The sequence below is a fragment of the Pseudomonas sp. AM14(2022) genome (assembly GCF_036346455.1).
GTDB lineage: Bacteria > Pseudomonadota > Gammaproteobacteria > Pseudomonadales > Pseudomonadaceae > Aquipseudomonas > Aquipseudomonas putida_A.
This window is the reverse complement of record NZ_JAOTNY010000007.1, coordinates 139,824-165,030: the sequence shown is the minus strand read 5'-3', so window position 1 is coordinate 165,030 and position 25,207 is coordinate 139,824. Positions and strand designations below refer to the sequence as shown.

Below are 25,207 nucleotides of genomic sequence, written 5' to 3'. Positions count from 1 at the left end.
GGCAGTCGCAGGTAGTATCGCGCTGCAGCAGAAGAGGGAGTAAAGGCGAGGAGGGTGTCAGGCGCCGTGCCCAGCGGAGTGGGGCGCGGATGGCAATACGGCGCGTGAATCTTTAGCCAGTCTTACGCGAAGGCAAACGGACTGGCTACTGACTGCAATGCGGCTCAGGGCGTTTGTGGCTTGTCCGGGGCGGTCAGGCCAGCCTGAATGCGCTGATAGATCTCTTCACGGTGCACGGCAACGTTTTTCGGGGCGTTGATGCCGATACGGACTTGCTGACCGCTTACGCCGAGGATGGTGATCGTAATGTCATCACCAATATTTATGCTTTCACCGACTTTGCGGGTGAGTATCAGCATGGTCTTCTCCTTGATTGCTTTGTAGGGCACCTGATTCAGACAGTGCAGAGGTCGGTGGTACGTATAGATTAGTGCGAAGTCTCACGGTTTGGGTGCCTCTTTCTGACGCGCAGATGCGGCATTAATTCCCAGGGCGTAACTATACAGAGGCTGCAATCATCAATCTCGTTGTTTTGTGCCCATTTTGCGGGCCTCGCGAAGTATTTATGAATGTTAAGATCGCCGCTTTGTGATTTTCGAGGAAAGCGTTGTGCGCAAATTGGTCTGGATGGTCGCGGCACTGGCATTGGCGGGATGTGGTGAAGGCAAGAGTGTAGACGTGCAGAAGCCGAAAACGGCCGTCGCGGCCGCACCTGCGGCAGCGTCCGCCCCGCAATGGGACCTCGAAGTACGCGGCGAAACACCTCAGGCTGTCAGTGATCTGAGTGGCTGGTTGATCGAACATGCGTTCGTGCCGACCGTGATCAAGGACAGCAGCGGCAAGACGCGGATCCTGATTGGTCCGTTCAACTCCCAGGCCGACGCGCAAGCGCGCAAGGTAGAGGTGGATGCGGCATTGGTGAAGGCCAAGAAGCAGAACGTCGAGTCGGTGATCGTCGAGCATCCGCTCGCGCCGTAAGCAGCACTTTCAGCGGAGCGGCCTAAAGGACATCGCGGGCGATTCGTCTTATACGAGTCAATCACGATTTCCCGAAGGAGCTCCGCATGGCCTCCGCCGCTCCCTACAAACTCTTCAATGCGGTTTTGCACCGCAAGACGCTGGTGAGTCCGCACATGATGCGGATCACGCTCGCCGACCCTTCGATAGGTGGCATGGCCACTTGGGCGCCGGATCAGCGCGTCAAGCTGTTCTTTCCTGCTGAGGATGGAACTCCCGCAAATCTTGCGCAGGAAGAGGGCTGGTACGCCCGTTTTCGCTCGATGCTCGCGAGTCGTCGACCAGCAATGCGTACCTACACCATTCGTCATTTGCGCGCCGAGCAAGGCGAGGTCGACATCGACTTTGTTCTGCATGGCGAAACCGGTCCCGCGTCGCGCTGGGCGCTGCGTGCGCAGCCGGGAGCGTCGATGCAGATTCTCGCTCCCGACAGCGGTTTTTCCGCGCAGGACGCCGGCGGGTTTGAATGGAAACCGCCGCAGCTGCTCAAGGAGGTTTTGCTGGTGGCCGATGCCACGGCATTGCCGGCCGCCATGGGCATTCTTGACGAGTTGGCTGCCATGGCTGAACCGCCTCAGACTCAGGCGTACTTTGAAGTGGACAGCGTGCCAGACATGCTCCCGGTGCCGGATTGGTCTGGGCTGTCGGTGCAGTGGCTGGTTCGCGATCAGGCGCCAGAAGTAGTGGCTGGGGCGCTGATGGTAGAGGCAGTGCAGCAGGCGTTCCTGCCGGCAGAGGATTCATCGGTCGGGCAAGCTGCCGAACTCGCCGAAGTCGATATCGACAAAGACATTCTCTGGGAGATCGCCAACACGGCCCCTGAAGGATTTTATGGCTGGATTGCCGGAGAAAGCGCAGCGGTCATGCGTCTGCGCAAATACCTGATCAAGGAGTGCGGTATCCCCCGCGAGTCACTCAATCTGATGGGCTATTGGCGCTACAACAAGGCTGGCAGCTAAAAACAAAAAAGGCCTCGAACATCACGTTCGAGGCCTTTTCTTTTGCGCTGAAGAATCAGCCGCAGGCTTTCAGGTTTACCGGGCCGACAAATTCATTGCCGCGTCCCATCACGCACGCCACGCTCTGATTGCGTTGACGTTCCCAGTCCTGCACTGGATAAGTTTTGTCCCACGCTTCGTACAGTTGCCGATCCTGTTTCGACAGGCGCAAGCCGTACTGCTTGCTCATGTAGAAATAGGTGCGCGCGATCATGCCGCGAATCGACGGGCGCGGCATGACCTTCTTGGCCTTGAAGTCGACCTGGGTCAGGCACGAGCCGTACTGCCCGGATTGCACCGGCAGCCAGCCATAACTGAAGTTGCTGCGGTCACCGTTGACCTCACCAATGCTCGGCACCAGGTTGTGCAGGTCGGCTTCGGCTTTCTGGTAGCTCGGGTCATAGCGGGTGCAGTTCTTGCGCCCGCCCGACTGCCAGCATTGACGCTGGTGACCGAACTCCCACGCCGGGACGATGTGTTCCCATTCGATGCGTGAAGCACGCTTGGCATTCTTGCGCGGCACGTAACCGCATGCCTTCAAGTCCACCTTGTTGCCGGTGTATTTGCACCCGCAGTAAAACTCGGTGGACTGCGGTGCATAGAGTTTCCAGGCGACCTTTTTGGCCTCGGTAAAGGTGCGGGGGGCGCCAGCTTGGGCGCCAAAAGCGATGAACAACAACAGCAAAGCAAAACAGCGGACACTCATTGAATCAATCTTCCTTCGGCACAACCCAAAAAATCTGCACGCCGCCATCGTCGCGATAGGCGAGTTTGACGTTGTCGTTCTCGTCGATTTCCTCGAGCAGTTGCTCCCATGCATCCACAGGCTCGTCCGGCAGACGGAAGATCAGTGCGGCTTTGGCTTTTTGTGCGGTAGGGGAATTGATGATTTTCTGAACGCGCATGCCCATGCGTTCGTAAGCGTCAGGAGCATCAGGAGAGGTGGCCACGAGGTTATCCTTATTAAGCTGTACGTGCATACAGTATTTAACTGTAAGCATTTTCGCAACTGCTTAAAATTCAAGAAAATCCTCTGACAGCGCTTTTCCGATTTTGGTGTAGGTCGGGTCGATTATTTTGTATGAAAAAGTCGCGCTCAGCGTAAGTGGCAGCACCACCCGCCGCACGGGCGAGTGGTGAGCAGGTTGCCCGACCCGAAAGGGTCAGGCGAGGGCCAATCAATATTCCCAGAACATCCGCTGCAGTTCTTTGCTGTCGTTGGTTTTGGTCAGGGCGACCATGGCCAGGATGCGGGCCTTTTGCGGGTTCAGGTCGTGAGCGACCACCCAGTCGTACTTGTCGTCAGGTTGTTCGGCGTTACGCAGAACGAAACCACCGGCGTTGACGTGGGAAGAACGGATGATCTGCACGCCGTCTTTACGCAGGGCTTGCAGAGATGGCACTACGCGCGAAGACACCGAACCGTTACCGGTACCGGCATGGATGATCGCTTTGGCGCCGGCCTGGGCCAGAGCCTTGTAAGCGGTGTCATCGACGTTGCCGTAGGAGTAGGCGATTTCTACGTCAGGCAGGCTCTTGATGTTCTTGATGTCAAATTCCGAATCCATGGTGTGACGCTTGGCCGGCAAGCGGAACCAGTAGGATTTGCCTTCAACCACCATGCCCAGCGGACCCCAAGGGCTTTTGAACGCCTCGGTCTTGATGTTGATCATTTTGCTGACGTCGCGACCGGACTGGATCTCGTCGTTCATGGTTACCAGCACGCCTTTGCCGTGCGCTTCTTTGCTGCTGGCGACGGCGACGGCGTTGTACAGGTTGAGCATGCCGTCCGCCGACATGGCGGTGCCCGGACGCATCGAGCCGACCACGATGATCGGCTTGTCGGTTTTTTCCACCAGGTTCAGGAAGTACGCGGTTTCTTCCAGGGTGTCGGTGCCGTGGGTGATGACGATGCCATCGACGTCTTTGCTGTCGGCCAGTTCCGATACGCGGCGACCCAGTTGCAGCAGGTTGTCGTTGGTGATGCTTTCCGAAGCGATCTGCATGACTTGTTCGCCACGCACGTTCGCCAGTTTGCTCAGTTCGGGGATGCCGGCGATCAGTTGTTCAATGCCGACCTTGGCCGCTTGATAGGTGGCGCTGTTGGCTGCGCTGGCGCCGGCACCGGCAATGGTGCCGCCCGTGGCAAGCACTACGACGTTGGCGAGTTTGGTCTGGGTTTCGACTTCTTTTGCCTGAAGGGCAGTGGGCAGGAGCAGGAGGAGGGCCAAAGCGCCCGGAACCAAGGTGTTGAAAGCAGATTTCATTATTTTTCTCTCTAGTAGTGAGACGGTGCTGATGCAGGTTCATCTAGATGCGCCCCGAGCCGATCTTAATGCCCGGGGTGCAGGCTAGGGAGCAGGATCTGTACCAGTGCTACTTTGCTTTAGAGAAATGTTTAACCTGATGATTTATATCAATATTTTGTAAGTTTTCGGATTCTTGAATGAATGGCTTATCCGGGTTTCCGAACAAAGGAAGCTTTCGTGTTCGGTTCACCGAAAGGGACTGCACCTCCTGGCGACCGCAACGGCTTGTTGGTTTCAGGTCTTCTGCTAAAGAAACCCGTCAGCAGGCCGATGGCTGTGGAAGGAAACGTTTATTTAGGGAGTTCACATGTCACTGACGATCGGTTTTTCAAATCCCGGCTCAGTCACCATTGGCGGTAAAACCGCAGCGACAATCAATGCAATGAACCAGGCGGAAGCAGATGCTGCCGACGAGGCGCTTGGCGTTGAAAAAGAACCGAGCAATCAAGTTCGCACCGGTGGTCCCGCGCAAGAAGCCAGCAAGGCGGATAGCGCTGACAGCGGCGACAGTCTGAGCGTGACCGTAAAAATGTTGCTCAAGCGCATGCAGGAATTGCAGAAGCAACTGCAAGAGCAGCAACAGCAACTGGCGGCGGCCCAGGCGGCGAGCTATCCGACGCCCGAGGCCAAGTCACAGGCGGTGATGTCCGTTCAGGGGCAGATCGCGCAAACTAGCGGCGCGCTGATGGAAGTCGCAGCGGCACTGGTCAAGGAAATGTCCAAGGATTCCACCAGCGGCAACCTGGTCAGCACCACGGCTTAAGCGGTAAGGGGTGAATCAGACGATTGCGCCCCGCAATACAACGACGATTTCTGATTGTTGACAAATGTCGGCGGGATTCGCATAGTTCGGTCTACGCAAACGTTTGCGCGGCTTCCCCGGTGCACTATTGTCCGGAAGAGAGCGCTGAAGCTTACGCCAGCGCGAGCGTTGCTCACAATAATCATAAGATCGGAGTGAACCCATGAAGCTGCCATTCGCTGGACGTCTTCTTGCTGTCGCTATGCTGGCTGCCGCAGCCGCCGCACTACCTGTCTCTTCGGCTTTCGCCGAGTCCCCGGAAAAACCCAAAGTCGCACTGGTCATGAAATCCCTGGCCAACGAATTCTTCCTGACCATGGAAGATGGCGCCAAGGCCTACCAGAAAGAACACTCCGCCGACTTCGACCTGATCTCCAACGGCATCAAGGACGAGACCGATACCGCCGGCCAGACCCGCATCGTCGAGCAGATGATTCTGGCCAAGGTCAACGCGCTGGTCATCGCACCGTCCGATTCCAAAGCCATGGTGCCGGTGATCAAGAAAGCCGTCGATGCCGGCATTACTGTGATCAACATCGACAATCAGCTCGATCCGCAGATTGTCAAAAGCAAAAACATCAGCGTGCCTTTCGTAGGCCCGGACAACCGCAAAGGTGCGCGTCTGGTCGGCGAATACCTGGCCATGCAACTGAAGGCCGGTGACGAGGTCGGCATCATCGAAGGCGTATCCACCACCACCAACGCCCAGCAACGCACCGCAGGTTTCAAGGATGCGATGGACGCGGCGCAGATCAAGGTTGTCTCCTTGCAATCCGGTGACTGGGAGATCGACAAGGGCAACAAGGTTGCCGCTTCGATTCTCAGCGAATACCCGGATGTGAAAGCGCTGCTGGCGGGTAACGACAGCATGGCCGTTGGCGCTGTTTCCGCTGTGCGCGCTGCTGGCAAGGCGGGCAAGGTCCAAGTGGTCGGCTACGACAATATCAATGCGATCAAGCCGATGCTCAAGGATGGTCGTGTGCTGGCGACGGCCGATCAGTTCGCTGCCAAGCAGGCCGTGTTCGGTATCGAGACTGCGCTGAAAATCCTCAAGGGCGAAAAAGTCGACAGCGGCGTCAATGGCGTGATCGAAACGCCAGTCGAGCTGGTCACTAAGTAAGTCTTCCGGCGACACAACGGCGCTCGTCCGTCCGGACGAGCGCATGGAGAGTTTTTTATGTCAGTTTCCGCCCCGAACGCTGTCCTCTCGGTCAGCGGTATCGGTAAGACCTATGCGCAACCGGTGCTCACGGGCATCGACTTGACGCTGATGCGCGGTGAAGTGCTGGCGCTGACCGGTGAGAATGGCGCCGGTAAAAGCACGCTGTCGAAGATCATTGGGGGTCTGGTTACGCCCACCACCGGTCAGATGCAATTCCAGGGCAAGGACTACCGTCCGGGCAGTCGCACCCAGGCCGAAGAGCTTGGCGTGCGCATGGTCATGCAAGAACTCAATCTGCTGCCGACCCTGTCGGTGGCGGAAAACCTGTTTCTCGACAACCTGCCGAGCAACGGCGGCTGGATCAGTCGCAAGCAATTGCGCAAAGCCGCGATCGAAGCCATGGCGCAGGTCGGCCTTGATGCCATTGACCCGGACACCCTGGTGGGTGAGCTGGGGATCGGGCACCAGCAGATGGTCGAGATCGCACGCAACCTGATCGGCGATTGCCATGTGCTGATCCTCGATGAGCCGACTGCGATGCTCACCGCCCGCGAGGTGGAAATGCTCTTCGAGCAGATCACTCGTTTGCAGGCGCGTGGCGTCTCGATCATCTATATCTCGCACCGCCTCGAAGAGCTGGCGCGCGTCGCGCAACGCATTGCCGTGCTGCGTGACGGTAATCTGGTTTGCGTCGAGCCGATGGCCAACTACAACAGCGAGCAACTGGTCACCTTGATGGTTGGCCGCGAACTGGGCGAACACATCGACATGGGCCCGCGCAAGATCGGCGCCCCGGCACTGACGGTCCAAGGCCTGACCCGCTCCGACAAGGTGCGCGATGTTTCCTTCGAAGTGCGCGCCGGCGAGATCTTCGGGATTTCCGGGCTGATCGGGGCAGGGCGCACGGAATTACTGCGGCTGATTTTCGGCGCCGACCTGGCCGACAGCGGCACGATCGCGCTGGGTTCGCCGGCGCAGGTGGTCAGTGTGCGTTCACCGGTTGATGCAGTGAACCATGGCATTGCCTTGATTACTGAAGACCGAAAGGGCGAAGGCCTGCTGCTCAGTCAGTCGATCAGCGCCAACATCGCCTTGGGCAACATGCCGGAGATTTCCAGGGCCGGGATCGTCAATAACAGCGACGAAATTTCCCTGGCGCAGCGTCAGATTGACGCCATGCGCATCCGCAGTTCCAGCCCGACACAACTGGTGTCGGAGTTGTCCGGCGGCAACCAGCAGAAAGTGGTGATCGGCCGCTGGCTGGAGCGTGATTGCTCGGTGCTGTTGTTCGACGAGCCGACCCGCGGCATCGATGTCGGTGCCAAGTTCGATATCTATGCCTTGCTGGGCGAGTTGACGCGCCAGGGCAAGGCGCTGGTCGTGGTATCCAGTGACCTGCGCGAACTGATGCTGATCTGCGACCGGATCGGTGTGCTGTCGGCAGGGCGTCTGATCGATACCTTCGAGCGCGACAGCTGGACCCAGGATGATTTGCTTGCCGCCGCGTTCGCCGGCTACCAAAAACGTGATGCGTTGCTCAATGAAGCAGCGCCTAGGGATCTCCCATGAAAACTGCATCTTCCGCCGGCAAACGTAGTGGCAATTTCTATGGTCTGGGCACTTATCTGGGCCTGGCCGGTGCCTTGTTGGCGATGGTGGCGCTGTTCTCGATGATGAGCAGCCACTTTCTGTCCTATGACACTTTCAGCACGCTGGCCAACCAGATTCCCGATCTGATGGTGCTGGCGGTGGGCATGACCTTTGTACTGATCATCGGCGGCATCGACCTGTCGGTGGGTTCGGTGCTGGCGCTTGCCGCCTCGACAGTCAGCGTGGCGATTCTCGGTTGGGGCTGGAGTGTGTTGCCAGCCGCGTTGCTGGGTATGGCGGTGGCGGCACTGGCGGGTACGGTGACCGGTTCGATCACCGTGGCGTGGCGTATTCCATCGTTCATCGTTTCGCTCGGCGTGCTGGAAATGGCCCGAGGCCTGGCGTATCAGATGACCGGTTCGCGCACCGCCTACATCGGTGATTCGTTTGCCTGGCTGTCGAACCCGATCGCGTTCGGCATTTCGCCGTCGTTCATCATTGCCTTGCTGGTGATATTCATTGCGCAAGCTGTGCTGACCCGCACCGTGTTTGGTCGTTACCTGATCGGTATCGGCACCAACGAGGAAGCGGTGCGGCTGGCCGGGATCAATCCAAAACCGTACAAGATTCTGGTGTTCAGCCTGATGGGGCTGCTGGCCGGGATTGCCGCACTGTTCCAGATTTCCCGTCTGGAAGCTGCAGACCCGAATGCCGGCTCCGGTCTCGAATTGCAAGTGATCGCCGCCGTGGTGATCGGTGGCACCAGTCTGATGGGTGGCCGTGGTTCGGTGATCAGCACCTTTTTCGGTGTGTTGATCATTTCGGTACTGGCCGCCGGTCTGGCGCAGATCGGCGCGACCGAGCCAACCAAACGCATCATCACCGGCGCGGTGATTGTCATCGCGGTAGTGCTCGATACCTATCGCAGCCAGCGCGCCAGTCGACGGGGCTAACAGATGGCAACGATCAAGGATGTGGCGGCGCTCGCGGGGATTTCCTACACCACGGTTTCTCACGTGGTGAACAAGACGCGCCCGGTCAGCCAGGAAGTGCGGTTGAAGGTCGAGGCGGCCATCAAAAGCCTCGACTATGTGCCGAGTGCGGTGGCGCGTTCGCTGAAAGCCAAGACCACTGCGACCATTGGCTTATTGGTGCCCAACAGTCTCAACCCGTATTTTGCCGAGTTGGCACGGGGCATCGAGGATTACTGCGAGCGTAACGGCTACTGCGTGATCCTCTGCAATTCTGACGACAACCCGGAAAAACAGCGCAGCTATTTGCGCGTGCTGCTGGAAAAACGCATCGACGGACTGATCGTCGCCTCCGCCGGTGGTGACATCGGACTTGCGCAAGGGCTGGCCGGGGTGAAGACGCCAATGGTCATCGTCGACCGCGGGCTGGATGGCGTCGACGCCGACCTGGTGCGCATCGACCATGAGTATGGCGCTTATCTGGCGACGCGGCATCTGCTGGAGCTGGGCCATCGTGACATCGCCACCATCGGTGGTCCGTCGAGCACCAGCGTGGCGCAAATGCGTCAGGCCGGTTTTTGTCGGGCGCTGCAGGAGGCGGGCATCAAGGTACGGGCCGAGCGCATGCTGGAAAGCGATTTCACCAGCACCGGTGGTTACAACGCGGCAGCGATCCTGCTTGAAAGCAATCCGCCGAGTGCGATCTTCGCCGGTAACGACATGATCGGTATCGGTGTGCTGCGCGCGGCGGCCGAGCGCAATGTGCGCGTGCCAAGCGAGCTGTCGGTGATCGGCTTCGACGATATCCAGATGAGTCGCTACGTGTACCCGGCGTTGACCACGGTCGGCCAGTCGATCCTGCAGTTGGGCGAGATGGCTGCCGAAGTGTTGCTGCGAAGGATTGCTACCCCGAGTCTGGTCACCGATCAACGGATCGTGACCCCGAGTATTGTCTTGCGCGAATCGACTGCGCCGCTGTCCGGCGTATTCACCGAGTACCGCTGAAACCGAATTGACGAGTAGTGATGTATGCCAGCAAATGTAGTGGTAATAGGCAGCCTGAACATGGATCTGGTCACCCGGGCACCACGGCTGCCCAAGGGCGGTGAAACGCTGATCGGTCATTCCTTTGCCACCGTGTCCGGCGGCAAGGGCGCCAATCAGGCAGTCGCTGCTGCGCGCCTGGGTGCGCGGGTGGCAATGGTCGGCTGTGTTGGCAACGATGACTACGGCGTGCAATTGCGTGAGGCATTGCTGGCCGAGCAGATCGATTGTCAGGCGGTGAGCACGGTCGAAGATTCCAGTGGCGTGGCGCTGATCGTGGTCGATGACAACAGTCAGAACGCCATCGTGATCGTTGCTGGCGCCAACGGTGCAATGACCCCGGCAGTGATCGACCGTTTTGATGCGGTGCTGCAAGCGGCCGACGTGATTATCTGCCAGCTCGAGATCCCGGATGCAACGGTAGGGCATGCGCTCAAGCGTGCACGTGCGTTGGGCAAGACGGTGATCCTCAATCCGGCGCCAGCCAGTCGTCCGCTACCGGCAGACTGGTTTGCCGCCATCGACTACCTGATCCCCAACGAAAGTGAAGCATCCGCGTTGAGCGGGTTGCCGGTCGATTCGCTGCAAAGCGCAGAAAGCGCTGCCAACCAGTTGATCGCAATGGGCGCGGGCAAGGTCATCATTACCCTCGGTGCGCAAGGTTCACTGTTTGCCAATGGCAAAGGTTTCGAGCACTTCCCGGCGCCGAAGGTGAAGGCCGTCGATACCACCGCCGCCGGCGATACCTTCGTCGGCGGTTTTGCGGCGGCGCTCGCCAGTGGCAAATCCGAGGCCGAGGCGATCCGGTACGGGCAAGTCGCGGCAGCGCTGTCTGTGACCCGGGCCGGCGCACAACCTTCCATTCCAACCATGTCCGACGTACAGGCGTTCAAACCCGCATGAAAAAGACTCCTCTGCTCAACGTCGCGTTGTCGCGGCTGATCGCCTCCCTGGGCCATGGTGACATGGTGGTCATCGGTGACGCCGGACTGCCGGTGCCACCGGGTGTTGAATTGATTGATCTGGCGCTGACCCACGGCGTTCCGGATTTTGTCAGTACCCTGAAAGTCGTGCTCAGCGAGATGCAGGTGGAAAGCCATGTGCTGGCCAACGAAATTCTCGACAAGCAGCCGACCGCCCTGGTCGCGCTGGACGAGTTGCAGGAAGAGGGCGCCCTCGGTCGGCGCGATCTGCTGACGCATGAGCAATTCAAGGTTCTCAGCCGACAGGCACGGGCGATTGTTCGTACAGGCGAATGTCAGCCGTACTGCAACATCGTGCTGGTGGCCGGGGTAACATTCTAATCGGGTTCCGACCCTTTCATTTTCATCAGCACAAGGAATGCGCCATGCACCGCTATGCTCAAAAACTCCACCAATTGCTTCGGAGTCTGCTGCTTTTGTCTTTTATTACCGCCACCGGCGCTCAGGCTGCTGAAAAGATCGACCTGATCATCGACACCGACCCGGGTGCCGACGACGTGGTCGCTTTGCTGTTCGCCCTGGCTTCGCCGGACGAACTGAACATTCGTGCACTGACTACCGTGGCCGGCAACGTGCGCCTCGACAAGACATCGCGCAACGCGCGCCTGGCTCGCGAGTGGGCAGGACGCGAAGACGTTCCGGTGTATGCCGGTGCGCCGAAACCGCTGATGCGTACGCCGATCTACGCCGAGAACATCCATGGCAAGGAAGGCCTGTCGGGTGTCACCGTGCATGAGCCGAAAAAAGGCCTGGCCGAAGGCAATGCGGTCAACTACCTCATCGACACCCTGAAAAAAGCCAAGCCGCACAGCATCACCATCGCCATGCTTGGCCCGCAGACCAACCTGGCGCTGGCGCTGATCCAGGAGCCGGAGATCGTCAATGGCATCAAGGAAGTGGTGATCATGGGCGGTGCGCACTTCAATGGCGGCAACATCACCCCGGTGGCCGAATTCAACCTGTTCGCCGACCCGCAAGCGGCGGAAGTGGTACTCAAGAGCGGCGTGAAACTGACCTACCTGCCGCTGGACGTGACCCACAAGATCCTCACCAGCGACGCACGCCTGAAACAGATTGCCGCGCTGAACAACAACGCAAGCAAGATTGTTGGCGACATCCTCAACGAGTACATCAAGGGTGACATGGAGCACTACGGCATCCCGGGCGGCCCGGTGCACGACGCTACCGTTATCGCTTACCTGCTCAAGCCTGAGCTGTTCACCGGTCGTTCGGTGAACGTTGTGGTGGATAGTCGCGAAGGTCCGACTTTTGGCCAGACCATCGTTGACTGGTATGACGGTCTGAAGGCGCCGAAGAACGCCTTCTGGGTGGAAAATGGGGATGCTCAAGGCTTCTTCGATCTGCTGACCGAGCGTCTGAAGCGCTTGAAGTAAGGCTGTGACCCGCAGGTGCCAGCCTGCGGGTTTTTATTTTCTCTCGGTGTCCTGCGTGTTCTCGCCGTCATGCTGGTACCGCTCGAACACCTGGGCGATAAACGTTTGTGCGCCCTGGGTTCCCATCGTCTTGACCAGCAGATCGATGCTGATCAATGCCAACTCCTCCGCACTGCCCGGGCTGTACGAGCTGTGCCCCTTCGGCCAATGAACCTTGATGTCGGCGGAGATGCTTACGGTGTTCATGAGTGCGCTCGAAAAGTCGGAAATGTCTGAAAGCGAGTTAACCACTTTGGCGGGCGTTTGGCACTGCGACTTAGGCATGAGCGCGTCGCTATGCGACACTTGGTCTTTTCCGGCTGATCCAAGGAATGTGCTGTGCAGATCGATTTGAACACCCCCGACGGCCTGACACTCGACGCTGTGCGCCAGTTGCTGGCGTCGGCCAGCGATGATGTGCACACGCAGCTGCGTGTGACCAAGGGTGGGATTGCCTATATCTCTTCCGGTGTGACCGGCGGCCAGGATATTGATGGCCTGCTGTTTCGCCTGGAGACTTGGGCCAAGGGCTCGGGTTATGTCGGCAATGTTGCGGCCAGCGATGAAGTCTGGGTGATGCAGATTTTCAACGCGCTGAAAGACAACTGGCCGAATCCGCCGCTTGATTACATCGACGTCTATTGAGCGTCGTTAATATTCGGTGACGATTGCGTGAGGATGCGGTGCCCGCACTTCAGGCAGACTCAGCGTTTTTCCGGGTCGTGGGGCAGGATGATGGCACCGGCTGTGAAACCAAACGCCGAATTGGCGGTCGCACGATCTCAGCTTAACCATTTGAAAAAAGGAGGCTTCATGCCTTTGAAGTTCGCGTCTCTGGGTGCACTAATGGCCGTTGCCATGTTGGCCGGTTGCAGCACAACCTCCAGCGAGTCGGCAAAGGATCCTGTGGCGACCGATGCTGGTCATAGCCGCTGTGAAGCAAAGGCAGCGGAGTTTGCCATCGGTAAAAAGGCTTCGCCGGAACTGCTCGATCAGGCTCGTGCCAAGGCTGGCGCGCAAAACGCCCGCTTCCTCAAGCCAACCGACATGATCACTCTGGAGTACCGTTCCGATCGCTTGAATCTGAACACCGACAACAACCTGGTGGTCACTCGCGTCAACTGCGGCTGATCGCAGACCGCTTTTGTTGCAGGCATAAAAAACCCCGTCACATGGACGGGGTTTTTTTAGTGCGCCGGGAAATTACTCTGGGCGAACTTGTGCAGCTTGCATACCCTTTTGGCCTTTCTCAGCCACGAAAGAGACGGTCTGGCCTTCTTTCAGGCTTTTGAAACCGTCGGATTCGATAGCTTTGAAGTGTACGAACAGGTCGTCACCGCCACCTTGAGGAGTGATGAAGCCGAAGCCTTTTTCATCGTTGAACCATTTAACGGTGCCGGTTTGGCGATTAGACATGGTGTATCTCCAAGAAACATATATTTTCAGTAGTACTGTGCTGCTCAGGCCAACTGGGCACACCGGAGTATCATAGTCGAAATGTTCGCTTTGGTAGCCCCCCGGACGTGCTGTTTGCTTTCATATTGCATTGATTTCAACCTCTGAAATGTCTGCAAGCCCCGGTTTCAGTGGCTTTCAGCCGAAAGAAGAGGGTGTAAAAAAAGCTATAAAACCTGCGTAAATTATCGATTTCGGGGTCTTTTTGGCGGTTTTCAGCCTGCTGGACGCCCGAAAAAACATTCGTCAGCGTTTATTTCTGCACTCGGCAAACCTTGATTGCTTCCAATGCGCTCTGACCCAGTTCACTACTTGGCGGGGTGTTCTTGTCCATCAGTTGCGCGATCTCTTGCGTGGTGAATTTCTTTTCCAGAACGTCGGCACCGCAAGCGCAGTGTTTTTTGGCTTCGGCCGGATTGACGCTCTTGCTGGCTGCGGCGGTGCAGTCGTTCATGTATTGGGCTTTGACGCCGGCAGGCCAGGCCGCGTTGGCGCTCAGCGGCAGCAGCAGGGCCAGCGGGGCCGCGAAAGCAAAAAGTCGGATAAGGCGCATGTCGGAAACTCCTTGGGTTGATATCGGCGACGATTCTCAGCTTATTTGAGGCAAAGCGTATATCCCAAGTTCACTGCGCGCCGCAAAAATGCGCAAATCAGCAACACCTCAATTCGATGACGTCGGTGACCACTCATCTGTGCTAGCATGCCGGGCTCAAGCGTTCTCAGGCTCCGGATGGCCTTCAGCCCCGGCAGCGGTCAGCGTGCGAAAATTCTGATTTGAATCCCAGTCACTCTGGTTCGGTTTTCCGGTTGGCCGCAAGGCTCCTGCCGCTGTAAGGCAGGCGTTCGTCATTGAATGGCCTGGATCGGATCTTGTACTGGCTCATCCCAACCCACGTGACCTTTGGTAGGGGTCACCACTAGGAGAGGAGGCGCCATGCCAACTATTACTCTTCCCGACGGCAGTCAACGTTCATTCGATCACCCGGTTTCCGTAGCCGAGGTCGCCGCATCCATTGGTGCCGGTCTGGCCAAGGCCACTGTGGCCGGCAAGGTCAACGGCAAGCTGGTCGACGCCTGCGACATCATCGACAGCGACGCGACGCTGCAAATCATCACGCCAAAGGATGAAGAGGGGCTGGAGATCATTCGCCACTCTTGCGCGCACCTGGTTGGCCACGCGGTCAAACAGCTGTACCCGACTGCGAAAATGGTCATCGGGCCGGTCATCGACGAAGGCTTCTATTACGACATCGCCTTCGAGCGTCCTTTTACGCCGGACGACATGGCCGCCATCGAACAGCGCATGCATCAGCTGATCGACAAGGATTACGACGTCATCAAGAAAGTCACTCCGCGCGCCGAAGTGATCGAAGTGTTCAAGGCTCGTGGCGAAGACTACAAGCTGCGCCTGGTCGAAGACATGCCGAACGAACAGGCCATGGGCCTGTACTACCACGAAGAATACGTCGACATGTGTCGCGGTCCGCACGTGCCAAACACGCGCTTCCTGAAATCCTTCAAGCTGACCAAGTTGTCCGGCGCTTACTGGCGCGGTGATGCCAAGAACGAGCAACTGCAGCGCGTTTACGGTACTGCCTGGGCAGACAAGAAGCAGCTGGCGGCTTACATCCAGCGCATCGAAGAAGCGGAAAAGCGCGACCACCGCAAGATCGGCAAGCGCCTGGGCCTGTTCCACACCCAGGAAGAAGCGCCGGGCATGGTGTTCTGGCACCCGAACGGCTGGACCCTGTATCAAGTGCTCGAGCAGTACATGCGCAAAGTGCAGCGCGACAACGGCTACCTGGAGATCAAGACTCCGCAAGTGGTCGATCGCAGCCTGTGGGAGAAATCCGGACACTGGGCCAACTACGCCGACAACATGTTCACCACCGAATCGGAAAGCCGCGACTACGCCATCAAGCCGATGAACTGCCCATGCCACGTGCAGGTGTTCAACCAGGGCCTGAAGAGCTACCGCGAGCTGCCGATGCGTCTGGCCGAGTTCGGTGCCTGCCACCGTAACGAGCCGTCGGGTGCGTTGCACGGCATCATGCGTGTGCGTGCGTTCACTCAGGACGACGCCCACATTTTCTGCACCGAAGAGCAGATGCAGGCCGAATCCGCGGCGTTCATCAAGCTGACCATGGACGTTTACCGCGATTTCGGCTTCACCGACGTCGAGATGAAACTGTCCACTCGTCCGGAAAAACGCGTAGGTTCCGACGAGCTGTGGGATCGCGCCGAAGCGGCACTGGCTGCAGCCCTTGATTCTGCGGGTCTGCCGTATGATCTGCAGCCGGGTGAAGGTGCGTTCTACGGTCCGAAAATCGAGTTCTCGCTGAAAGATTGCCTCGGTCGCGTCTGGCAGTGTGGTACCTTGCAGCTCGATTTCAACCTGCCTGTCCGTCTGGGCGCCGAATACGTCTCCGAAGACAACAGCCGCAAACACCCAGTGATGCTGCACCGGGCGATCCTCGGTTCGTTCGAGCGTTTCGTCGGGATTCTGATCGAGCATTACGAAGGTGCATTCCCTGCGTGGCTGGCGCCAACCCAGGCAGTGATCATGAATATCACTGATAAACAAGCAGATTTCGTCGCTCAGGTTGAAAAAACTCTCAACGAAAGCGGATTTCGTGCCAAGTCCGACTTGAGAAATGAAAAGATCGGCTTTAAAATCCGCGAGCATACTTTGCTCAAGGTTCCCTATCTTTTGGTTATCGGAGATAAGGAAGTCGAGATGCAGACTGTCGCTGTGCGTACTCGTGAAGGTGCTGACCTGGGCTCGATGCCCGTCGCCCAGTTCGCTGAGTTTCTCGCGCAAGCGGTTTCCCGGCGTGGTCGCCCAGATTCGGAGTAATTATTATTAAGCGTGAAATGAGACAAGATAAACGAGCTGCACCGAAAGCCCCGATCAACGAGAATATCTCGGCACGCGAGGTTCGGTTAATTGGCGCTGATGGCGAGCAGATTGGCATCGTCTCGATTGATGAAGCGCTTCGTATTGCTGAAGAAGCAAAGCTTGATCTGGTAGAAATCTCTGCTGACGCAGTCCCACCGGTTTGCCGGGTGATGGACTACGGCAAATCGATCTTCGAGAAGAAGAAGCAGATTGCAGCAGCGAAGAAAAACCAGAAGCAGATTCAGGTAAAAGAAATCAAGTTTCGTCCAGGGACGGAGGAAGGGGATTACCAGGTAAAACTGCGCAACCTGGTACGTTTCCTGAGTGACGGGGACAGGGCCAAGGTATCCTTGCGATTCCGCGGCCGTGAGATGGCCCACCAGGAGCTGGGGATGGAACTCCTCAAGCGGGTTGAAGCTGACCTGCTCGAGTACGGTTCGGTCGAACAGCATCCTAAGATGGAAGGACGCCAGCTGATCATGGTCATCGCCCCGAAAAAGAAGAAGTAATCAACAGGGCACGGCAGGCCTTCTGATTATGTTTATCAACTGAATGCGGAGTATCCGAACATGCCAAAAATGAAAACCAAAAGTGGTGCTGCTAAGCGGTTTCTGAAAACTGCTAACGGTATCAAGCACAAGCACGCTTTCAAGAGCCACATCCTGACCAAAATGTCGACCAAGCGTAAGCGTCAACTGCGCGGTAGCAGCTTGCTGCATCCGTCTGACGTGGCAAAAGTCGAGCGCATGCTGCGCCTTCGTTAATTTTAGTCAAGAATAGAGGAAGTAACTCATGGCTCGTGTAAAGCGTGGCGTCATTGCCCGTAAGCGTCACAAAAAAATTCTGAAACTTGCTAAAGGCTACTACGGCGCACGCTCCCGCGTATTCCGTGTTGCCAAGCAAGCGGTAATCAAGGCAGGCCAATACGCCTACCGTGACCGTCGTCAGAAAAAACGTCAGTTCCGCGCTCTGTGGATCGCTCGTATCAACGCTGGTGCTCGTGTTAATGGTCTGTCCTACAGCCGTTTCATCGCTGGCCTGAAAAAAGCGTCCATCGAGATCGACCGTAAGGTTCTGGCTGATCTGGCAGTGAACGAAAAAGCGGCGTTTGCTGCGATTGTCGAGAAAGCTAAAGCCACCTTGGCTTAAGTACCCCCGACAGTCACCCGGCCTCACCTCTGTGGGGCCAGGTGTTAAACGTCATAAATAGGGGAAGAGCCTTCAAGCTCTTCCCCTATTTTGTATCTGGAGTCTGTACATGGAAAACCTGGATGCGCTGGTCTCTCAAGCACTAGAGGCTGTGCAAAGCGCTGAAGATATCAATGCCCTGGAGCAAATCCGGGTTCAATACCTTGGCAAAAAGGGTGAATTGACTCAGGTGATGAAGACCCTGGGGAATTTGCCGGCAGAAGAGCGTCCGCAAGTCGGCGCCCTGATCAACGTTGCCAAGGAGCGTGTTACAGGCGTTCTCAATGCGCGCATGGCTCTGTTTGAAGAAGCCGAACTGGCTGCCAAACTGTCTGCCGAATCCATTGACGTGACGTTGCCGGGCCGTGGCCAGACCTCCGGTGGTCTGCATCCTGTGACCCGGACTCTGGAACGAGTCGAGCAGTTCTTCACCCGCATCGGCTACGGCATCGCCGAAGGCCCTGAGGTCGAAGACGACTATCACAACTTCGAAGCGCTCAACATCCCAGGCCACCACCCGGCCCGGTCGATGCATGACACTTTCTATTTCAATGCCAACATGTTGCTGCGCACCCATACCTCGCCGGTACAGGTCCGCACCATGGAGTCCAAGCAGCCGCCGATCCGCATCGTTTGCCCTGGCCGTGTGTATCGCAGCGACTCCGATATCACCCACTCGCCGATGTTCCACCAGGTCGAAGGCCTGCTGGTCGATCGCGACATCAATTTCGCCGACCTCAAAGGCACCATCGAAGAATTCCTGCGGGTGTTCTTCGAAAAAGAGCTGGCCGTCCGTTTCCGTCCTTCGTACTTCCCGTTCACCGAGCCATCCGCTGAAGTCGACATGGAATGCGTGATGTGCAGCGGTAAAGGCTGCCGCGTCTGCAAGCAGACCGGCTGGCTGGAAGTCATGGGCTGCGGCATGGTGCACCCGAACGTGCTGCGCATGTCCGGCATCGATCCGGAAGAGTTCTCCGGTTTTGCCTTCGGCATGGGTGTCGAGCGTCTGGCAATGCTCCGTTACGGCGTGAACGACTTGCGTCTGTTCTTCGACAACGACTTGCGGTTCCTCGCGCAATTTCGCTAGTCGTAACGAATTCTTAGGAGAGCAGGATGAAATTCAGTGAACAATGGCTGCGTGGCTGGGTTAGCCCGCAGATAAGTCGCGACGAGCTGGTTGCTCGTCTGTCGATGGCGGGTCTGGAGGTCGATAGCGTGACCCCGGCCGCCGGTATATTCAGCGGCGTGGTCGTGGGCGAGGTGCTGAGCACCGAGCAGCACCCTGATGCCGACAAGTTGCGTGTGTGCCAGGTCAGCAATGGCGCGGAAACCTTCCAGGTCGTGTGCGGTGCGCCAAACGTGCGTCCGGGCCTGAAGATTCCGTTCGCCATGATCGGTGCCGAACTGCCGGGCGACTTCAAGATCAAGAAGGCCAAGCTGCGTGGCGTCGAGTCCAACGGCATGCTGTGCTCGCAAGCCGAGCTGCAGGTCGGTGAAGGCAACGACGGTCTGATGGAACTGCCGGCCGATGCGCCGGTGGGCGAAGATTTCCGTGTGTACCTGGATCTGGAAGATGCCAGCATCGAGGTCGACCTGACCCCGAACCGTGGCGACTGCCTGTCGCTGGCCGGTCTGGCCCGTGAAGTGGGTGCGCTGTACGACACGCCGGTCGCTCGCCCGGTGGTCATGACCATTGCGGCTGTGCACGACGAAGTGCGTCCGGTAGAAGTGCTGGCGCCTGCCGCCTGCCCGCGTTACCTGGGTCGCGTCATCCGTAATGTTGACCTGTCCAAACCAACGCCGCTGTGGATGGTTGAACGTCTGCGCCGCGCCGACGTGCGCAGCATCGACGCTGCCGTCGACATCACCAACTACGTGATGCTCGAGCTGGGTCAGCCGCTGCACGCTTTCGATCTCGCCGAAATCAATGGCGGCATCCGCGTGCGTATGGCGGAAGAGGGCGAGAAGCTGGTTCTGCTCGACGGTCAGGAAGTCAGCCTGCGTAGCGATACGCTGGTGATTGCCGACCATACCCGCACTCTGGCGATTGCCGGCGTGATGGGTGGCGAGCACAGCGGTGTGTCCGCGACCACTCGCGACGTTTTCCTGGAAAGTGCGTTCTTCGATCAGATCGCTGTGGCTGGCAAGGCTCGCTCCTACGGCCTGCACACCGACGCTTCGCATCGTTACGAACGTGGTGTGGACTGGCAACTGGCCCGTGAAGCCATGGAGCGCGCCACTGGCCTGCTGCTGGAAATCACCGGTGGTGAAGCCGGTCCGATCATCGAGACCGTCAGCGAGCAACACCTGCCGTCGATCGCGCCGATCACCCTGCGTGCTCAGCGCATCACCCAGATGCTGGGGATGGAAATGGATTCGGCGCAGGTCGAGCGTCTGCTCAGCGCGCTGGGTCTGAAGATCTCCGCTGACGGCGCAGGGCAGTGGCGCGTAGAAGTGCCAAGCCATCGCTTCGACATCAGCCTGGAAGTCGATCTGATCGAAGAGCTGGCGCGTCTGTACGGCTACAACCGGCTGCCGGTTCGTTATCCGCAAGCGCGTCTGGCGCCACAAGCCAAGGCTGAAGCACGCAGCGAATTGCCTGAACTGCGTCGTCTGCTGGTGGCCCGTGGTTATCAGGAAGCGATCACTTACAGCTTCATCGATCCGAAACAGTTCGAGCTGTTCAACCCGGGCGTTGAGCCGCTGTTGCTGGCCAACCCGATTTCCAATGACATGGCGGCCATGCGTTCCTCGCTGTGGCCAGGTCTGGTCAAGGCGTTGCAGCACAACCTGAACCGTCAGCAGGATCGCGTGCGTCTGTTCGAAAGTGGTCTGCGCTTCGTCGGTCAGTTGGAAGGTCTTAAGCAAGAACCGATGCTGTCGGGTGTTGTTTGCGGCAGCCGTCTGCCGGAAGGTTGGGCGCAGGGTCGCGACACCGTCGATTTCTTCGACGTGAAAGCTGACGTTGAAGCGGTGCTGGGTTTTGCCGGTGCACTGGATACCTTCACTTTCGCTCCGGGTAAACACCCGGCGCTGCACCCGGGTCAAACCGCGCGCATCGAACGTGACGGGCGTGAAGTCGGCTTTATCGGTGCGATTCACCCTGAGTTGTCCAAAGCCCTGGGCCTGGATCGTCCGGTCTTCGTCTTCGAGCTGGTTCTGGCTGAAGTCGCCTCCGGAAAAATGCCGCAATTCCACGAGTTGTCGCGTTTTCCTGAAGTGCGTCGTGACCTTGCACTGATCGCGCACAAAGACGTTGCGGCCTCGGCTGTATTGGACGTAATCCGTGAAAATGCAGGCGAATGGCTCACGGATCTCAGGCTGTTTGACGTGTATCAGGGTAAAGGTATTGATCCTGATAGAAAAAGCCTTGCAGTCGGCTTGACCTGGCAGCATCCATCGCGCACTCTTAATGACGATGAGGTGAATTCGACGACGCAAAATATCCTCACCTCGCTCGAACAAAGGTTGAACGCCACGTTAAGGAAGTGACGTATGGGGGCTTTGACGAAAGCTGAGATGGCGGAACGTCTGTATGAAGAGCTGGGCCTGAACAAGCGGGAAGCCAAGGAATTGGTAGAACTGTTTTTCGAGGAAATCAGGCACGCTCTTGAAGACAACGAGCAGGTCAAATTGTCCGGTTTCGGCAATTTCGATCTTCGGGACAAGCGCCAGCGGCCTGGCCGCAACCCGAAAACGGGGGAAGAAATCCCGATCACGGCTCGCCGTGTGGTCACCTTTCGTCCAGGGCAGAAGTTGAAGGCCCGAGTTGAGGCTTATGCTGGAACCAAGTCATAACGACGAACTACCCGTCATCCCGGGCAAACGCTACTTCACCATTGGTGAAGTCAGCGAGCTGTGTGCGGTAAAACCACACGTGCTGCGCTACTGGGAGCAGGAGTTTCCTCAGCTCAACCCCGTCAAACGCCGCGGAAACCGCCGGTATTATCAGCGCCAGGACGTGCTGATGATCCGGCAGATCCGCGCGCTCCTTTATGATCAGGGGTTCACCATCGGCGGCGCGCGTCTGCGCTTGTCCGGTGATGAAGCCAAAGACGACACCACCCAGTACAAGCAAATGATCCGCCAGATGATCGCTGAGCTTGAAGATGTACTGGTGGTGCTCAAGAAATAAAAAGCTGCGTTTGAATACTTCCAGTTTTCAAGAGCTTGCGCTATATTCTTGAGCGCTCTTCGAGATGAAGGGCCGGTTTCAAACCAGTCGGGGCGTAGCGCAGTCCGGTAGCGCACTAGCATGGGGTGCTAGGGGTCGAGTGTTCGAATCACTCCGTCCCGACCATATAATTCAAAGGGTTGCGAGATTTTATCTCGCGACCCTTTTTTATTTTTGTCGTTTTTACCCCTACAAAACGACTGGCTCTTACTGGAATCTTCTATCAGAACGGCTTGCTCCAGGCCTTGCCTGATCGCGCTAATTGGATTGAAATAGGTGTGATGGCTTTATAGTGGCTTTTGCTACATTGCTCATTAACGATCGACGGCATTTTGGCCTCGATGCAGGGAGGCAAATCGATGCGAGCTCTTTTGAGGTATCCGACGCAGGTTGGTACCTTCTACATTGGCCAGTCGACTGACGGGCGATTTCACCTAGTATTTGATGATGAGAGCCTGGGCAGCTATCGAAGCATTACCCATGCGATCAATGATCTGACAAGTGATGCAACTAGCTCAGTGCTGCCCCCCAAAACATTTGAGTTGCTGGATACGTCTGTTCTCGGGTTACCTGATGATCCTGGCGAGTGGATCCGCGTTTAGGTTTCATACGTCCCATGGCATCGTTTCTCGGGTGCCTGCGGGCAACGTTCCTTATTTACTTCCTTAGAGTGTCGTATGGTGAGTATGAAAAAAATAGGTTTGTATGCGGGGATTTTAGGCGCTTTGGCGTCAGTAGCTGCGCTGGTATTACCAGGAACCGCAGTGTCGCAGAGCAGCAACGGGGCAAATAGTCCGGTCATTTCTGGAAACGGCAATACCGTTAACTACCAGTCGCAGACTGGGTTCCCTAGCGCTGAAACAATTAGGGCACAACGCCCTAATATCAGTGAGCGGCAGTACCAAGCGATACAACCGGGAATGACGTATGACGAGGTACTAGAAATTGTGAAAATACCCGGTAAAGAAGCCGCAAGTACGGGGAGGGTTCAAGTCTACACGTGGGGCACTGAAGTGTATGTCTACATGACGGTGACACTGGTGGATGGCAAGGTCCAATCAAAGTCTCATTGATACCAATTCCCTTACTCAGGCGTCTTGTGGTGTCGTCGATGAGTAATTTTTACCTCTTAGCAAGAATTTACCGGCGCAGGACAGCGCTAAGGAAGCATTTTGTCCGTCATAAATATCAATGAGTTTCCTGCCTTCTTTCGTGCCTACAACTGGTCGAACGTTAACCACAAGGCACGAGGGTATCCGGGCGACATATATCCCGCCTTTCCGTGGATAAAGTCGTTAGAAGACCGTGGCAGTTGGCTTGTTAAACAGACGATTATGACTGACGCACCGACGGACTATGTCCGTGAGCTTCTCGCCTGGGGTGCCGGAAAGAACGATCCCCGAATGAGATTTGAGGTCGGTCTGGGCAACGTTTCACTGCTGAGTATCTTCGAGCCAGTCGTTGCCAATATCGGTAGTCCAAAGGACGCGATCACTGCGGCGCTTCAGATCCCCGGGTGCGGGTTGACCTATGCATCGAAGCTGCTGCGGTTCTTGCGACCGGATGTGCACGCCAGCCTTGATGGGCGTATACGCGAAGCAATGCTTAAAGCCGGATTGCTTAACAAAATTTACGACAGTAATGAAAACTCGATGGTCCGAGGCTACGTTGCATTCCAGGCCTTCTGCGCTGACCTGGTTACGCAACTCGATGCGGCGAAGATCGCCCGGCCGGGATGTAATCTCCTGGCGGCGCCAACAGAGACAGGCTGGCGAGTGGCAGACGTAGAAATGGCGTTGTTCACCTGGGCCGACCGCTCGAACCCGGGATCAGGCCCTGAGAGCCAGATAACTCCTCCTGAGTGAAAGAAGTATGATCCGTGCCTGGGCCGCAATCAGCGTTATAAACCTTTAAAACCGTTACTTGATCAAAACGCCCGCACGGCACCAGCAGCTGGGAGAAGGAAAATCCTCCTTGTGCTAGCCAGCAGCCTAAGGGCAAGACCAATGGAGCAGCGAGCAATGTGCTTTAAACCTCGTTGGTGACTCCAAACGGAATATGTACAGATGGCACTACTGTGCTGGCTGAACGTAGATGGCCCGACTGGTCATCGAAGAAAATATGCGGTCTTAGCACACCCAATACCTTCCTTTTTTCGATACCACCCAGAAAAAACGCGTCATTGGCCATCACTCCCCAGCTTTTTAGCGTATTTAAAGCCCGTTCATGTGAAGGCGCATTGCGCGCTGTGACGATAGAAACGCGGAAACGATTTTCGTAACTGGGGTCGGCTTTTTTTCGCTGCTCTTCTGCAGCCTGAATCTTTCCCATGCGCACGAGAAACTCCTGCAAAGGACCAGGATTGTGTGGTTGCATCACGTTTTTAACCTCATGGGCATGAAAGTTCGTAAGGCCTTGGCTTTGCATCACCGCCTCGGACTCGTCACCGGCCAATACCCCATCGAAGTCGAATGCAATACGCAGTGAGTTGTCCTGCTCGTCATCGACGATCGTTGAGTCCAGCACTTGACCTGCAGGGTAGCGAGCCTTGATCGCGGCATCCACGTCCTCTTTGTTGGCAGACAGAAACAAGGCTATGTTCAACGCGGGAATGAACTCATAGGGCGAGCGCCCCTGCATGAAAATAGCGCGAGTGATGCCCAGACCGTAATGCTCGATGGTTTTCATCACGCGCAGTCCTGTGTCGGGATCATTTCTAGACAGTAGAACCACCTCCACCAAGGGATCATTTTCAGGATCTGTGCTCAGGTCATTAAGTGATAGCAAGCGCCTGACGAATGAGAACGCAATACCCTTTGGCAAAGGGGTTGTCAGATTTTCTTCCTGAAATTTTCGATAGTGTTGCTCACCTTGACTTCTGAATACTGCGTCCGACTCGGACAGGTCGAATACGGCGCTAGATGCAACGCCGATGACTAGACGATTCTCTAGATCGTAGGGCATGAAATGTCCCTCTGAGTGAGTGAGTACACGCGATCTTCCCTGTAGGTGTGATCTGGATGGAGCTCTAAGGTAGCGCACGACGGGGTATGTTGAGTGCCTGTTTTTCTGTCCACAGTGAATCTTTCGCTATTGACTACACTCGACGAGCGGGTATTCGCTTTGGCTAATCCTAAAAGTCACTTGAGCTGGCATTTGGACGACAGAGCATCTGAATGGAC

General features: G+C 57.0%; 30 protein-coding genes and 1 tRNA gene. 23 read left to right on the top strand and 8 right to left on the bottom strand.

Going from position 1 to position 25,207, the window contains the following annotated elements:
- Window positions 1-164: 164 nt before the first annotated feature.
- A complete protein-coding gene (gene csrA / locus V3W27_RS16010; RefSeq protein ID WP_003179932.1) occupies window positions 165-359 on the bottom strand; it encodes a carbon storage regulator CsrA in 195 nt (64 codons plus the stop codon).
- A gap of 250 nt (window positions 360-609) precedes the next feature.
- On the opposite strand from csrA, the gene V3W27_RS16005 reads away from it, so the two are divergent.
- Together V3W27_RS16005 and V3W27_RS16000 are read left to right on the top strand one after the other, a co-directional pair.
- Complete coding sequence (locus V3W27_RS16005; protein ID WP_047293271.1) at window positions 610-978, top strand: sporulation protein; 369 nt, start codon at window positions 610-612, stop codon at window positions 976-978.
- 86 nt (window positions 979-1,064) lie between these two features.
- A complete protein-coding gene (locus V3W27_RS16000) occupies window positions 1,065-1,976 on the top strand; it encodes a siderophore-interacting protein (RefSeq protein ID WP_330207039.1) in 912 nt (303 codons plus the stop codon).
- A gap of 55 nt (window positions 1,977-2,031) precedes the next feature.
- Here the strand turns inward: V3W27_RS16000 and V3W27_RS15995 are convergent, their stop codons facing one another.
- The 3 genes from V3W27_RS15995 to V3W27_RS15985 form a co-directional block, all read right to left on the bottom strand.
- Window positions 2,032-2,721, bottom strand: a complete 690-nt coding sequence (locus V3W27_RS15995; RefSeq protein WP_064588319.1) for an endonuclease — start codon at window positions 2,719-2,721, stop codon at window positions 2,032-2,034.
- Window positions 2,722-2,725: 4 nt separating this feature from the next.
- Entirely contained in the window at window positions 2,726-3,016 is a 291-nt protein-coding gene (locus V3W27_RS15990) for a DUF1654 domain-containing protein (RefSeq protein WP_330207038.1), read from the bottom strand.
- A gap of 177 nt (window positions 3,017-3,193) precedes the next feature.
- Window positions 3,194-4,282: an asparaginase gene (locus tag V3W27_RS15985; protein WP_027611548.1), complete on the bottom strand. Its 1,089-nt coding sequence runs from the start codon at window positions 4,280-4,282 to the stop codon at window positions 3,194-3,196.
- A gap of 349 nt (window positions 4,283-4,631) precedes the next feature.
- Between V3W27_RS15985 and V3W27_RS15980 the strand changes: the two genes are divergently transcribed.
- From V3W27_RS15980 to V3W27_RS15945, 8 genes are all read left to right on the top strand, one after another.
- Entirely contained in the window at window positions 4,632-5,087 is a 456-nt protein-coding gene (locus tag V3W27_RS15980) for a hypothetical protein (protein ID WP_027611549.1), read from the top strand.
- A 202-nt stretch (window positions 5,088-5,289) separates the two neighbouring features.
- Window positions 5,290-6,246: a sugar ABC transporter substrate-binding protein gene (locus V3W27_RS15975; protein WP_330207037.1), complete on the top strand. Its 957-nt coding sequence runs from the start codon at window positions 5,290-5,292 to the stop codon at window positions 6,244-6,246.
- Window positions 6,247-6,303: 57 nt separating this feature from the next.
- Window positions 6,304-7,857 (top strand): sugar ABC transporter ATP-binding protein, encoded by a 1,554-nt coding sequence (locus tag V3W27_RS15970; protein ID WP_330207036.1) that lies wholly within the window; start codon window positions 6,304-6,306, stop codon window positions 7,855-7,857.
- Window positions 7,854-8,831 carry an ABC transporter permease gene (locus V3W27_RS15965; RefSeq protein ID WP_007961238.1) on the top strand — a complete coding sequence of 326 codons (978 nt, stop codon included), beginning with the start codon at window positions 7,854-7,856 and terminating at the stop codon, window positions 8,829-8,831. The genes V3W27_RS15970 and V3W27_RS15965 overlap by 4 nt, the downstream gene beginning before the upstream one ends.
- A gap of 3 nt (window positions 8,832-8,834) precedes the next feature.
- Window positions 8,835-9,854 carry a LacI family DNA-binding transcriptional regulator gene (locus tag V3W27_RS15960; RefSeq protein ID WP_027611551.1) on the top strand — a complete coding sequence of 340 codons (1,020 nt, stop codon included), beginning with the start codon at window positions 8,835-8,837 and terminating at the stop codon, window positions 9,852-9,854.
- Between the two features lie 24 nt (window positions 9,855-9,878).
- On the top strand, window positions 9,879-10,796 hold the full coding sequence (gene rbsK, locus V3W27_RS15955) for a ribokinase (protein WP_096796175.1): 918 nt from the start codon (window positions 9,879-9,881) through the stop codon (window positions 10,794-10,796).
- Window positions 10,793-11,197 (top strand): D-ribose pyranase, encoded by a 405-nt coding sequence (gene rbsD / locus V3W27_RS15950; RefSeq protein ID WP_027611553.1) that lies wholly within the window; start codon window positions 10,793-10,795, stop codon window positions 11,195-11,197. Before rbsK ends, rbsD begins: the two co-directional genes overlap by 4 nt.
- 44 nt (window positions 11,198-11,241) lie before the next feature.
- Window positions 11,242-12,270 (top strand): nucleoside hydrolase, encoded by a 1,029-nt coding sequence (locus V3W27_RS15945; RefSeq protein ID WP_096796176.1) that lies wholly within the window; start codon window positions 11,242-11,244, stop codon window positions 12,268-12,270.
- A 33-nt stretch (window positions 12,271-12,303) separates the two neighbouring features.
- Here V3W27_RS15945 and V3W27_RS15940 read toward each other — a convergent pair whose 3' ends face one another.
- Window positions 12,304-12,516, bottom strand: coding sequence for a hypothetical protein (locus tag V3W27_RS15940; protein WP_096796226.1), 213 nt, complete (start codon window positions 12,514-12,516; stop codon window positions 12,304-12,306).
- Window positions 12,517-12,648: 132 nt separating this feature from the next.
- Here V3W27_RS15940 and V3W27_RS15935 point away from each other — a divergent pair, with 132 nt between their 5' ends.
- Together V3W27_RS15935 and V3W27_RS15930 are read left to right on the top strand one after the other, a co-directional pair.
- Window positions 12,649-12,954, top strand: a complete 306-nt coding sequence (locus tag V3W27_RS15935; RefSeq protein ID WP_007961247.1) for a hypothetical protein — start codon at window positions 12,649-12,651, stop codon at window positions 12,952-12,954.
- A 168-nt stretch (window positions 12,955-13,122) separates the two neighbouring features.
- Window positions 13,123-13,440 carry an I78 family peptidase inhibitor gene (locus V3W27_RS15930; RefSeq protein ID WP_007961248.1) on the top strand — a complete coding sequence of 106 codons (318 nt, stop codon included), beginning with the start codon at window positions 13,123-13,125 and terminating at the stop codon, window positions 13,438-13,440.
- A gap of 72 nt (window positions 13,441-13,512) precedes the next feature.
- Here the strand turns inward: V3W27_RS15930 and V3W27_RS15925 are convergent, their stop codons facing one another.
- Both V3W27_RS15925 and V3W27_RS15920 read right to left on the bottom strand, forming a co-directional pair.
- On the bottom strand, window positions 13,513-13,725 hold the full coding sequence (locus V3W27_RS15925; protein ID WP_003179963.1) for a cold-shock protein: 213 nt from the start codon (window positions 13,723-13,725) through the stop codon (window positions 13,513-13,515).
- Between the two features lie 292 nt (window positions 13,726-14,017).
- Window positions 14,018-14,317, bottom strand: coding sequence for a hypothetical protein (locus V3W27_RS15920; protein ID WP_330207035.1), 300 nt, complete (start codon window positions 14,315-14,317; stop codon window positions 14,018-14,020).
- Between the two features lie 381 nt (window positions 14,318-14,698).
- Here V3W27_RS15920 and thrS point away from each other — a divergent pair, with 381 nt between their 5' ends.
- From thrS to V3W27_RS15865, 11 genes are all read left to right on the top strand, one after another.
- Entirely contained in the window at window positions 14,699-16,621 is a 1,923-nt protein-coding gene (thrS, locus tag V3W27_RS15915) for a threonine--tRNA ligase (protein ID WP_007961251.1), read from the top strand.
- Window positions 16,621-17,172 (top strand): translation initiation factor IF-3, encoded by a 552-nt coding sequence (infC, locus tag V3W27_RS15910; protein WP_170929410.1) that lies wholly within the window; start codon window positions 16,621-16,623, stop codon window positions 17,170-17,172. The genes thrS and infC overlap by 1 nt, the downstream gene beginning before the upstream one ends.
- Before the next feature lie 60 nt (window positions 17,173-17,232).
- Complete coding sequence (gene rpmI, locus V3W27_RS15905; protein WP_002553160.1) at window positions 17,233-17,427, top strand: 50S ribosomal protein L35; 195 nt, start codon at window positions 17,233-17,235, stop codon at window positions 17,425-17,427.
- 28 nt (window positions 17,428-17,455) lie between these two features.
- Window positions 17,456-17,812: a 50S ribosomal protein L20 gene (gene rplT / locus V3W27_RS15900; protein WP_002553161.1), complete on the top strand. Its 357-nt coding sequence runs from the start codon at window positions 17,456-17,458 to the stop codon at window positions 17,810-17,812.
- Between the two features lie 109 nt (window positions 17,813-17,921).
- Window positions 17,922-18,938 carry a phenylalanine--tRNA ligase subunit alpha gene (gene pheS, locus V3W27_RS15895; RefSeq protein ID WP_003226365.1) on the top strand — a complete coding sequence of 339 codons (1,017 nt, stop codon included), beginning with the start codon at window positions 17,922-17,924 and terminating at the stop codon, window positions 18,936-18,938.
- Window positions 18,939-18,964: 26 nt separating this feature from the next.
- Entirely contained in the window at window positions 18,965-21,343 is a 2,379-nt protein-coding gene (pheT, locus tag V3W27_RS15890; RefSeq protein ID WP_330207034.1) for a phenylalanine--tRNA ligase subunit beta, read from the top strand.
- A 3-nt stretch (window positions 21,344-21,346) separates the two neighbouring features.
- Window positions 21,347-21,649: an integration host factor subunit alpha gene (ihfA, locus tag V3W27_RS15885; protein ID WP_002553164.1), complete on the top strand. Its 303-nt coding sequence runs from the start codon at window positions 21,347-21,349 to the stop codon at window positions 21,647-21,649.
- Window positions 21,630-21,986 (top strand): MerR family transcriptional regulator, encoded by a 357-nt coding sequence (locus V3W27_RS15880; RefSeq protein WP_003179985.1) that lies wholly within the window; start codon window positions 21,630-21,632, stop codon window positions 21,984-21,986. Before ihfA ends, V3W27_RS15880 begins: the two co-directional genes overlap by 20 nt.
- An 88-nt stretch (window positions 21,987-22,074) precedes the next feature.
- Window positions 22,075-22,151 (top strand) — tRNA-Pro (locus tag V3W27_RS15875).
- Between the two features lie 551 nt (window positions 22,152-22,702).
- On the top strand, window positions 22,703-23,098 hold the full coding sequence (locus tag V3W27_RS15870; protein WP_330207033.1) for a hypothetical protein: 396 nt from the start codon (window positions 22,703-22,705) through the stop codon (window positions 23,096-23,098).
- Between the two features lie 99 nt (window positions 23,099-23,197).
- The gene (locus tag V3W27_RS15865) at window positions 23,198-23,890 is read left to right on the top strand and encodes a hypothetical protein (RefSeq protein ID WP_330207032.1); all 693 of its coding nucleotides are present in this window, start codon (window positions 23,198-23,200) and stop codon (window positions 23,888-23,890) included.
- 163 nt (window positions 23,891-24,053) lie between these two features.
- Here the strand turns inward: V3W27_RS15865 and V3W27_RS15860 are convergent, their stop codons facing one another.
- The gene (locus tag V3W27_RS15860) at window positions 24,054-24,989 is read right to left on the bottom strand and encodes a 5'-nucleotidase (protein WP_330207031.1); all 936 of its coding nucleotides are present in this window, start codon (window positions 24,987-24,989) and stop codon (window positions 24,054-24,056) included.
- Between the last annotated feature and the right edge of the window lie 218 nt (window positions 24,990-25,207).